The sequence below is a fragment of the Paraburkholderia sp. genome (assembly GCF_036488795.1).
In the GTDB taxonomy this organism is placed as follows: Bacteria; Pseudomonadota; Gammaproteobacteria; order Burkholderiales; family Burkholderiaceae; genus Paraburkholderia.
The window spans coordinates 63,828-73,662 of the sequence record NZ_DASXHA010000129.1 but is presented as its reverse complement, the minus strand read 5'-3'; the positions used below and the strand labels follow the sequence as shown (position 1 = coordinate 73,662).

At 61.0% G+C, this 9,835-nt stretch carries 8 protein-coding genes and 1 pseudogene; 6 read left to right on the top strand and 3 right to left on the bottom strand.

What is annotated here, in order from left to right; genetic code table 11:
* Positions 1-238 (top strand): hypothetical protein (locus tag VGH41_RS19030; RefSeq protein ID WP_331599077.1); only part of this gene is annotated, 238 nt, incomplete at its 5' end.
* 319 nt (positions 239-557) lie between these two features.
* Here the strand turns inward: VGH41_RS19030 and VGH41_RS19025 are convergent.
* Positions 558-887, bottom strand: coding sequence for a hypothetical protein (locus tag VGH41_RS19025; RefSeq protein ID WP_331599076.1), 330 nt, complete (start codon positions 885-887; stop codon positions 558-560).
* 333 nt (positions 888-1,220) lie between these two features.
* On the opposite strand from VGH41_RS19025, the pseudogene VGH41_RS19020 reads away from it, so the two are divergent.
* The 3 genes and pseudogenes from VGH41_RS19020 to VGH41_RS19010 all read left to right on the top strand — a co-directional run.
* Positions 1,221-1,796, top strand: a pseudogene (locus VGH41_RS19020) (acyltransferase family protein); the annotation flags it as partial.
* A 28-nt stretch (positions 1,797-1,824) separates the two neighbouring features.
* On the top strand, positions 1,825-2,538 hold the full coding sequence (locus VGH41_RS19015) for an SGNH hydrolase domain-containing protein (RefSeq protein ID WP_331599074.1): 714 nt from the start codon (positions 1,825-1,827) through the stop codon (positions 2,536-2,538).
* Between the two features lie 10 nt (positions 2,539-2,548).
* A complete protein-coding gene (locus VGH41_RS19010; protein ID WP_331599073.1) occupies positions 2,549-4,375 on the top strand; it encodes a ShlB/FhaC/HecB family hemolysin secretion/activation protein in 1,827 nt (608 codons plus the stop codon).
* A 241-nt stretch (positions 4,376-4,616) separates the two neighbouring features.
* On the opposite strand, the gene VGH41_RS19005 is transcribed toward VGH41_RS19010, so the two are convergent.
* Positions 4,617-6,014: an MFS transporter gene (locus VGH41_RS19005; RefSeq protein ID WP_331599072.1), complete on the bottom strand. Its 1,398-nt coding sequence runs from the start codon at positions 6,012-6,014 to the stop codon at positions 4,617-4,619.
* A 226-nt stretch (positions 6,015-6,240) separates the two neighbouring features.
* On the opposite strand from VGH41_RS19005, the gene cls reads away from it, so the two are divergent.
* Positions 6,241-7,503: a cardiolipin synthase gene (gene cls / locus VGH41_RS19000; RefSeq protein WP_331599082.1), complete on the top strand. Its 1,263-nt coding sequence runs from the start codon at positions 6,241-6,243 to the stop codon at positions 7,501-7,503.
* 66 nt (positions 7,504-7,569) lie between these two features.
* Here the strand turns inward: cls and VGH41_RS18995 are convergent, their stop codons facing one another.
* On the bottom strand, positions 7,570-9,141 hold the full coding sequence (locus VGH41_RS18995; protein WP_331599071.1) for an amidase: 1,572 nt from the start codon (positions 9,139-9,141) through the stop codon (positions 7,570-7,572).
* A gap of 203 nt (positions 9,142-9,344) precedes the next feature.
* Between VGH41_RS18995 and VGH41_RS18990 the strand changes: the two genes are divergently transcribed.
* Positions 9,345-9,818 (top strand): hypothetical protein, encoded by a 474-nt coding sequence (locus VGH41_RS18990; RefSeq protein WP_331599070.1) that lies wholly within the window; start codon positions 9,345-9,347, stop codon positions 9,816-9,818.
* Positions 9,819-9,835: the final 17 nt, after the last annotated feature.

The window sequence follows — 9,835 nt, the reverse complement described above, 5'->3', positions numbered from 1 at the left end:
TTTTGCAATTGGAGCACTAACGGCCCCAACTCCATTGAAAATGGGTACGGCAGATGGCTTGAATCGTTCTGGTTCAATGTTTGATGTGACCGTGCCACGTATCAGCAACAATACGCTGATTCCATTCACTGGTCAGGCGGCACCTTATGGCACGACACAAGCCATCATGACATATGGAGTCGGTACGAAAGGAGCTGCACTCATCAAGGACATCGGAACCGCCGGAGACAAGAAGTGAACTGGCGCAGGTTATACGCAACCGTCCAGATATGGCTAACGGTTGGCTCCTTGGCGATAGGGAGTTCCGTTCTGTACACGATAATTGTGGTTGGCGTGTGCAGAAAGATACTGTTGATTAAAGAGCCTATTGCCTTATATTGGATCGGCCTGCCTTTGCTGATCGCTCTATCCACGTGGTTCGTCAGGATATTGCCTAAGCATCTACGCAAAGCCGGGGTACTGAGCGATGACCCATCGAAATTCGGTCCCTGGTTCAGGAACTGACGTGACCTAAACAACGAACCCGGCGCCGGCCGGGTTTGCTGTTTGTGGGTTGTTCAGTTGCGTTTGCTGCGTCGTTGCAGCATAGCCTCGGCCTCCGGTTCAGTCATGTATCTGCCGGCGACCCTGTAGTCATAGTCCGGGGTATTGGTGATGCGGCCGCTCCGGTGATCGACGCTTAACATGACCTGCTCTCCGGGCAGGAAGCCTGCGCGTTCGAGCAGATCATCGGCGATCTGCATCCACGGAAAGGCTGTGTGTCTGCCGTGTTCGCGCGTGTGGCCTGCTTCAAGCGCCACGGAAATCCGTATGCAGAGAAACTGACGTTGAGGGACGGCAAGGCTCTCATGCTGCGCGATCACATGAAATACCTGACACTGATTCACTCGATTCTGTTGCTACTCCTATTTTTATACAGGACGATCGCTCAGCGCGGCGCTACCCGATGAGTCATGTGTGCCGCCAAATCCGGCGCAAAGACGAAACATGCGACTTTCACAGTCTTTGACAAAAGCGGCGCGCGTTGCTGGCAGACTTGCGGTTTAAGTTGGAGGCCCGTTACGTCACACGTAGCGGCAACAGCATGCATACAGCAGTAACGAGACGGGACTGAGCGTAGAAAGTCATTCATGTCCCAACAATTACGAGACATATTTAGATATGCAAATTAATGTGGATTCAGTCGGGAGATCGTTGATCATTGTCGGGGCAACTCAAAAATGAGCACGGTTGTCCTGCCACATGCAGAGTTAAAAAGCTCGCTTACCTATCGCCCCGACATTGACGGCCTGCGCGCCGTCGCGGTGCTGGCGGTCGTCATGTTCCACGCTTTTCCCTCACTGCTGCCCGGTGGATTCGTCGGAGTCGACATCTTTTTCGTGATCTCCGGCTACCTCATCACGAACATCCTGCTTTCGGAACTGGAGGTGGGGCGCTTCAGTCTGGCGAGCTTCTACGCAAGACGAATCAGGCGAATTTTCCCGGCGCTGCTGCTCGTGCTGATCTTCTGCTACGCGATCGGCTGGTTTTCTCTCTTTAAGGACGAGTACAAACAGTTGGGCAAGCACATTGCGGCTGGAGCCGGTTTTGTTGCAAACCTGACGTTCTGGAATGAAGCCGGGTACTTTGACAGCGCTGCGGACACCAAGCCGCTACTGCACCTGTGGTCGCTTGGCGTCGAGGAACAGTTTTACATCATATGGCCGCTTATTCTGGGGTTCGCATTCCGGCGTCGGAAAAATTTGACGGGGCTCATCCTGGCGGGGTGGGTGGGTTCGTTTTGTCTCAACGTCCTGAGACCGGCGGGAAACACCGAGGGCCATCGTGTGGGGCGATAGCAAAGCGGATGCGCTTTACTGGGGTCTCGTTCGGCAATCTAATCGGGACCAGCGCTGGGGCTTGATTGCGCGCACCAGTTGCGCACCCATGAGCGGCGCCAAACGGATTTCGTCGTATGCGAAAGATGATCCTGAACAGTGCGACGAAGCGAACCGCGTGGCCTTGCGGGCCATCACCGGAAACCATCATGTCAATCTCGTGGTGTTGGTCACCGCGGCACGCGTGCTCGTTGGACAGACGTACGCGAAAGCGGGAGCGGGCGAGGCCGATCAGTATGGCGCGTTCGATGGTCTCGACGGTGCCATCAGGGCGCTGCAACAGGCAGGAAAGAACGTCGCTCTGGTGATGGACAACCCGACATTGCCTGATCCGCGCGAATGCATGGACCGCAAGCCGATGGGATTCGCAGTCTTGCGGGCGCTGCTGTCCGTAAGAGAGACCGGCTCGGCAGCCAGTAAGTGCTCGATCTCCTACAAGGCCTATCTGGCGGCAACCGAAGATTACCGGGCAATCGTCGCAAAGCTCCACGCCGTCCATCCGGACGTGCTCATCTACGATCCGACGCCTGTGCTGTGCGATATGCAGAAGGGCGTCTGTTCGATCACCCGCAATGGCAGCTTTCTCTATAGCTACGGCGATCACATTTCCGATTCCGCCAACACGTTGATTGCCGATCAGCTGTTGTCCCAACTCCATTGAAGCGGGCCGCATGAAGTTCACAACTGAAAGAACGATCGCCAATAGCCCGATCGCAATCGACGCCGTTCCAGTCAGATGGGCACGACTCTGGATTGTCGCGGGCACGCTCTGCGGCGTGTGCCATTCCGGATTGAGCGAGCCCGCCTACGCAGCGGAAAACACCGCCTCGGATGCTGCAAATGCTGAACGAGCCAACGCGCAGCAAAACCAGATCGTCCAGCAGCAACGTGATGCCCAGCAGCGCGACGCAACCGTGCAAGCGCCGGTGGTGCGATCGACCCTTCCAGCATCCGAAGGATTCCCGCTGCTGCCGGTCGAGACGCCTTGCTTTCACATCGGCGCGTTCGCGCTCGAGGTCCCCGCGACGCTGCCCGATGGCGTGCGCAGCAAAGGGGCATCAGCGCTATCACTGGACCCGTTCGCATTCGGACGCGAATGGCTCGACCACTACAGCGGCCAGTGCATCGGCAGGACCGGCATCGACAGCCTGACGAAGGGTTTGCAGCAGGCGATTCTCGCGCGCGGTTATATGACGACGCGCGTCCTGTTGCCCGAGCAGGATCTGTCGAAGGGCACGCTCGCATTGGTTCTCGTTCCCGGCGTCCTGCATGAACTCCGCTTCGCCGAGCCCGCCACGCGCGGCACCCTGATATCCGCATTCCCGGCCCGCGACGGCGATCTGCTGAACCTGCGCGACCTCGAGCAGGGGCTGGAGCAGATGAAGCGTGTCGCGTCGCAGGACGTGGACATGCAAATCGAGCCGACCGACACACCCGGCGAAAGCGACGTGGTCATCTCGGTGGAACGCTCGAAGCCGTGGAGCTTCGTCGCCTCCGTCGATAACTCGGGCACGGACGCGACCGGCAAGTGGCAGGGCAACGTGAGCCTCGGCATCGACAATCCGCTCGGCCTGAACGACGTGTTCACAATCGGCGCGAACCAGGACCTGTCACTCGGCAACAAGTCGCTCGGCTCGCACGGTTTCAACGGCTCGTATTCCGTGCCATGGGGGTACTGGACGGCCACGCTGTCCGGCAACACGAACACCTACTACCAGCAGATTGCGGGTGTGAACCAGACATTCGTGTCAAGCGGCAATTCGCAGACAGCCGCACTCAAGCTCGCGCGCGTGCTGACCCGTAGCCAGAGCGACGTATTCGGTGTGGAGTTCCAGCTATCGAAGCGATTTGGCGAGAGCTTCATTGACGACACCGGCATCCCGCAGCAGCGGCGCAACAACACGTTCATCGAAGCCGGTCTGACCGACCGGCACTACGTCGGCGCGTCGCAGTTCGACGGCACACTCGCGTACCGCCAGGGTATCGGCGGCCTCGGCGCCATCTCCGATCCGTACCCTGTCGGCCCCACCTACCGCTTTCACATGGCCGTGCTCGACGCGAACCTGGCGGCGCCGCTCAGCGTCGCTAGCCAGCGCTTGCGTTACGTAACGACGCTACACGCTCAGTTCACCAACAGCACGCTCTTCTATCTGGATGACCTGACCATCGGCAGTCGCTATACGGTGCGCGGCTTTAACGGCGAAACCATGCTGGCGGCAGAGAAGGGTTTTTACTGGCGCAACGAATTGCAATGGCCCGTTTTCAGCACTGGGCAGACGCTATACACAGGGGTCGACTATGGCCATGTGTTCGGCCCGAACACGGGCTTTCTGGCGGGGACACAGTTGGCGGGCGGGGTAATCGGAATTCGCGGGGGTATTCCGGCGCGCCTTGTGCGACTCTCGTATGACCTGTTCACCGGCACGCCAATCTACAAACCGTCCAGCTTTCCAGCTTCACGCGTGACGGTCGGGTTTCAGATGACGGCGCAGTTGTGACTATCACAAGTGTCACCCTGGCTTCTATCCCGTTTCGCCGGCCGTTGCTCCCGGCGCAATGGCAGACTCACGGACAGCAAAGCTCATACGCGATGCGCGCGTCGAATCTCCAGGTACATCAATGACTTGATGCGATTGCCCGCAGGTTATCCACATCCTTGCGAACAGATTGTGTGGACAACCTTCGGGCGTTTGCACGATTTACCACATCAGCGCTTCAAAGGCGGTTCCAAAAGCAGCTTCACCCCCGGCTGCCGCGCGAAATCTCTTCTCCCGCCCGATGCGGCAAGCGCAGCGTCACCGGAATCGACGCAAACGAGCAGAGCCCGACCACGAGAAACGCCGGCCAGAAATCGGTCCATACAACGTGGGTGTGACCTTGCAGCGCGCGCGAAATCTGCAGCACGATCCCGCCAATCGTCACCCCCAGACCGAGCGACATCTGCTGCACCACGCTGCCGAGACTCGTCGCGCGGCCCACATCGCGGCTTTCGATTTCCGCGTACGTCAGCGAATTCAGGCTGGTGAACTGCAAGGCCGGAAAGAACCCGCCGAGCAGCACCACGAACCAGATCAGCCAGGTCGGCGTGCCGGGAAAGAACGCACCGCAGATGGCAATCGCAATGCCGGACAGTGCCGCGTTGACCACCAGCACGTTGCGAAAGCCAAAGCGCCGCAATACCGTCGACGCCATGGTTCGCATGAACATCCCGCCAAACGCGGATGCGCAGGTAATCAGCCCGGATGCAAAAGCAGTCTTGCCGAGTCCCTCTTGCATCATCAGTGGCAGCAGAAACGGCAACGCGCCAAGACCAATGCGAAACAGCGAACCACCCATCACACTGGCCTGGAAGGTGGGAATCCGCAGAAAGCGTAAATCGAGCAGGGGCCGTGGTACGCGCAATGCGTACGGAATGTAGATTGCCAGCAGAAACGCCCCGCATACGCACATGCCGACGGCATTCTCATTCGAGGTCATTTCCCCGCCGACCAGCGACAGTCCCAACAGAAACAACGCCGCGCCGCCTGCGGAGAGAAAGAAGCCGATCCAGTCGAGCGGCCCCGGATGCGGTTCGCGCGTGTTGACGATATGGCGGTTGGTCAGATAGATGCCGAGCACGCCAATCGGCACGTTGATGAAGAAAATCAGCCGCCAGTGCAGATACGTCGTGATAAAGCCGCCCAGCAGCGGGCCGGCCGCGGGTCCGAGCATCGCGGGCACGCTCAGGTAGTTCATCGCGCGAATGAATTCGGACTTGGGGACTACGCGGAAGATAATGATGCGTCCGACCGGCACCATCATCGCGCCGCCCACACCTTGCACGAAACGCGCAAGCGTGAAGGTGGCGAGCGAGGTCGACGCCGCGCACAACAGCGAGCCCACCACGAAGATGCCGATGGCCGTGCGAAATACGGTGCGCGCGCCGAAGCGGTCCGCGAGCCAGCCGCAAACGGGAATGAATACGCCGAGTCCGAGCACATAGCTCGTGACGGCGATCTTGAGGGTGACCGGATCGCGGCCGAAGTCGCGCGCCATGGACGGCAGGGCGGTCACGATGACGTTCGCATCGACACTTTCCATGAACATCGCACACGCGACGATCAGCGGGGCGAGAAGTGCTTTCTGGACAAGTGTCATGGATACGACGGATAGAACATTGTCTGTGAAGCTCGGATTATGGCATTGGAATAGGGCACTTTACGCTGAAGCACTCCATTCAATGCGGGTCATTTCACCGGGGCGAGCAAATGATGCGCCGCGCATCGGCTGTCGCCTGACGAGGCTTACAGCGCGGCACGAACCGTGCTACCGGCCTTGTGCCGTCTACTTGCCCGCGTCTCGGGGCAGATCGAGTCCACGCATGCTGATGACGATCCTGATTACCGCTTTTGTCACGCTCGTGGTGGTGCTGGTCATCGCCAACCTGTCGAGTGGTGAAAAGAAGATCGAGCACAATATCGAGCGGCTCTATTCGAGCGACGACCCGCAGTTCGTGCGCTCCATGAGCCAGTTGCTCGGGCCGCCCGTGATTGCCGGCAACCGTTTCGAGGTGCTGGTCAATGGCGACCAGATTTTCCCGTCGATGCTCGCCGCCATCCGTTCCGCGCAGCACACCATCACCTTCGAAACGTTTATCTACTGGTCGGGGGTCATCGGCGAGCAGATCGCTGCCGCGCTCGCGGATAAAGCGCGAGCGGGCGTGAAGGTCCATGTGCTGCTCGACTGGGTGGGTTCGTCGAAGATGGATCACCGCTATCTGAGCGCGTTGCACGAGGCCGGAGCCGAAGTGTTTCGCTATCACAAGCCGCACTGGACCGGGCTCGGCCGCCTGAACGACCGCACCCACCGCAAGCTGCTGGTGATCGACGGTCAAACGGGTTTTACCGGCGGCGTAGGCATCGCGCAGGAATGGACCGGCAATGCTCAGGACCCGCAGCACTGGCGCGACACGCATTTTCGCGTCGCCGGACCGGCGGTCGGACATATGCAGGCGGTCTTCATGGACAACTGGATCAAGGCGAGCGGCAACGTGCTGCACGGGCCCGCGTATTTTCCGCAGATCGATTCATACGGCGAGGGCTGCGCGCACATGTTCAGCAGTTCGCCTTCCGGCGGCAGCGACGACATGCAGTTGATGTACCTGATGGCCATCACGGCGGCCACCCATACGATCCATCTGGCGAGCGCGTATTTCGTGCCGGACAAGCTCACCATCAACGCGCTTGTCGAAGCGGCGCGCCGCGGCGTGAAAGTGCAGGTGCTCACGCCGGGCCAGCGGATCGACACGCACACGGTACGCGAAGCCTCGCGTGCCTGCTGGGGCGATCTGCTGAAAGCGGGGGTACAGATGTACGAGTATCAGCCGACCATGTTTCACGTCAAGCTGCTAGTGGTGGATGAGTATCTGGTGTCGGTAGGCTCGACCAATTTCGATAGCCGCTCGTTCAAGCTGAACGACGAGGCGAACCTCAACATCTATGACCGCGACTTTGCGAAGCGTCAGACGGCCATCTTCGCCGACGACCTGAAGCAGTCGCAGCAGGTGACACTCGACGACTGGATGAACCGGCCGCTGAAGGAAAAGCTGATCGAAAAGGTGGTGGTGCTGCTGGACCGGCAGCTTTGAGCGGCGCGGCGCCGATTGCCGGATGGCCGGATTGCCGCGCGGTTACGCGAGCAATCCGGCCGAACGTTACGCGTTCAACGGCGGCGTGCTCGTCTGCTTGATGAACTTCGGATCCTCGCGCCATTGCGTGGCCTGCTCGAATGCGTAACCCAGCGCGAGCAGACGCGCTTCACTCCAGGCCGGACCGACAAACGACAAGCCGATCGGCAAGCCGCGCACCAGCCCTGCCGGCACCGTCAGGTGCGGATAGCCTGCGACTGCTGCCGGTGTCGAGAATCCGTCGCTGCCGCTGTCGCCGTTGATGAAGTCGGTCAGCCAGGTCGTGCCGCCAGTCGGCGCGACGATCGCATCCAGCTTGTGTTCGCGGATCGCGCGGTCGATGCCTTCGTCACGCGAGCCCTTGCGGCAGGCCGCCAGCGCCTGCAGGTAGACCTCGCTATCCAGACCGCCCAGCGCTTGCGCCTGGGTGAACAGCTCCTGACCGAAATACGGCATCTCCTGCGTGCGATGCGCGTCATTGAACGCGATCACGTCAGCGAGCGTGCGAACCGGCGCATGCGGCGCGAAGGTTGCGAGCCACAGCGGCAAATCGTGCTTGAACTCATGCAGCAGCACCGCTTGCTCTTCGTTTTCGTAGCTGACCTTCGGCAGATTGATCGGGTCGACCAACACCGCGCCGAGCATCGTCAGCCTGGCGAGTGCATATTCGATGCGCTGATCGATTTCGTCATGACCGGTGAAGAATTCGCGCGCCACGCCGATGCGCGCGCCGCGCAACGCATCCTTGTTCAAGCCGCCGAGGTAGTCGTCGGGTGCCGGGGCGCCGGTGGTGGCCGGATCGCGCGGATCGGAGCCCGCCAGAGCGGATAGCAGCAGGGCGGCGTCGCGGACGTTGCGCGTGATCGGACCGGGCGTGTCCTGCGTATGCGAGATCGGAATGATGCCGTCGCGGCTGATTCGCCCGACGGTGGGCTTCAGACCGACCACGCCGTTCATCGACGACGGCGACACGATCGAGCCATCGGTTTCAGTGCCGATCGCGAGGCGGGTCAGGTTTGCCGCGACCGCTGCAGCCGAACCGGAGCTGGAGCCGCTCGTCGAGCGGTCGAGCGCATACGGATTGCGCGACAGGCCGCCGCGACCGCTCCAGCCGCTCGCCGAACGGCTCGAACGGATGTTGGCCCACTCGCTCAGGTTGGTCTTGCCGACGATCACCGCGCCCGCCGCGCGCAGGCGCTCGACCAGATGCGCGTCGCGGCTCGCGTGGACGCCGTCAAGCGCGAGTGAGCCGGCGGTGGTCGACATCTTGTCGCCGGTCGCGACGTTGTCCTTGACCACGACCGTCAGGCCGTGCAGCGGTCCGCGCACGTTGCCGGCGGCGCGCTCGGCGTCGAGAGTCTGGGCGATCTGCAGCGCATCCGGGTTGAGTTCGATGATGCTGCGCAATTGCGGACCGGCGCGGTCGATCTGCGCGATCCGCTGCAGATAGTGGCGCGTGGCTTGTACGGCGCTGGCGGAGTCGGGCGGGGCGAAAGGATCGTCGCCGCGCACGGTTTGGGCCGGTATGGCGGAGGCGTTCCGGGTGGTGATCGCGGTGGCCAGCAGGCCTAGCGAAGCGAAGAAGCTGCGTCGTCTCATGGGGGAGGTTTTAGTTGATAGGGAAGCGCGGCGCGCGTCCAGGCTTGCGGCGATCCGCAACCGCGCGAGGTTACCTTAACAAAATTAGATGGCGGCTAAAGTCCTTTGACGGGAAGGGAAACCTCATATGGGAGCAAAGTTTGCTAGCCTTGCGTGGCCCGGACACGGCGTGGCGTGTCCACCTTTCGACGTGGAGGCAAACGATGTCAATAACGCAAATCTGCCGTGGCTTATTCCGTAGCGTGCTGGCGGTCGCTGTGCTGGGTGCGTCGGCGGCGGCGTGGAGCGCGGACCCGGTGGCCGTTGCGCCGGCTCCTGCTGCCGGCGCTTCAACGGCGGCGGTGACCGCAGGCACGGCCGTTCCGGCCGGCGACGACACCTTCCTGCTGACGATCTTTCTACGCCACGACGAATCGAAGCCGCTGCCGAAAATCAACGACGAATTGCGCGCCCAAGGTTTCTTCAAGGCCTTTCCGCCACCCGGGATCGAAGTGGTGTCGTGGTACGTGATGATGGGCATCGGCCAGGTCGTCACCTTGCGCGTGCCGGCAAGCCGTCTGCGCGAAGTGAACCGGGCGATTGAAAACACGGCGTGGGGCGGCTATCGCACGGAGTTCTATCCGACCTACGATTACAAGGCCGCCGCGCAGCAGATGCGGGAGACGAATGGGAAGTAGGGGAGCGTGAGCGACTT